Raw genomic sequence first — 1,042 nt, 5'->3', positions numbered from 1 at the left:
TCGTGCCGGACCGCGTCCACCGGCTCATGGTCCATCAAAACCCGGAAACGGACTACAAGGCCCGGGCCGTTCCCTTGCTTGCCGACCCCCTGGTGATCGCCGTCCACCCCGGCGCACCTGACCTGCTGCGCCTGGTCAACGACTATCTCGACGTCACCGAACACCAGCGCGAAACCAGTCTTGCCTCGCTGCTTGAACGCTATCTGGACCATGTTCCAACGGCGCACGTCCGGCCAGGGCAGGACATTGCGCTTGACCCGGAACCGACGGCCCTCCCGGAAGCCGATACGCTTTGGCCGCTGCTGGCGGCCATGCATGCCGGGGCTTTCGTCCTGTTCTGGCTGCTGGTGATCCGTCGGGAACGGGACAAGCATTGGCTGCTGAGTCCGTGGGCCGTGGTCCTGGGCATGGTCCTCGGCGGGGCTACCGGAAGCCTGCTGCCATCTCCGGCCATGTTTGCCGGCCCCCTGGCCGGACTGTTCATCCGCTTCTGGCAGCTCTGCGTCCTGCCGATCATGATCACCGCGGTGGTCACCAGCATCTACCGCCTGCTCGTGGGCGGGACCAATTCCGCTTTGGTCCGTCGGCTGCTTGTGGTCCTGCCCGGTGCATTGCTGGTGGTCGCGACCCTGGGCGTGGTCCTGGGAGTCTGGGGCCGTCCGGGCGTGGATTTTTCACCGCTTGCCCAGCAGGTTCTGATCCAAAGCATGCCCGAGGTCATGGAGCACTCTGGCAGGCAGGATGTATTCGAGCAGTTGATGCACATGGCCAAGTCCATCGTGCCCGGCAACGTGCTCGCTCCGGTTGTTCATAATCAGGCCCTGGCCGTGCTGTTCATCGCCCTGTTTTTCGGAGTCATGCTGACCCGTTGCCGCGTCGAGGCCAGACAGTCCGTGGTCAACGTCCTGGACGCGGTGCAGGGCGTGTTCACCGGAATGGTCCGGGCCTCCCTGTATCTGCTGCCAGCGGCCCTGTATCTGCTGACACTGGACTTCACGGCCCGCATGGGCATGGAGATGCTTGGCTCGATTTTCCGGCTGAC

The 1,042-nt window shown here is 64.2% G+C and carries 1 protein-coding gene; it reads left to right on the top strand.

The genetic code is table 11. The features are described from left to right. On the top strand, positions 1-1,042 hold a 1,042-nt coding region (locus C6366_RS18360; RefSeq protein ID WP_146164926.1), incomplete at both ends, for a cation:dicarboxylase symporter family transporter.

Source organism: Desulfonatronum sp. SC1 (assembly GCF_003046795.1).
Lineage (GTDB): Bacteria > Desulfobacterota > Desulfovibrionia > Desulfovibrionales > Desulfonatronaceae > Desulfonatronum.
The sequence above is the reverse complement of the archived record's forward strand: the minus strand, read 5'-3'. Positions and strand labels throughout refer to the sequence as shown.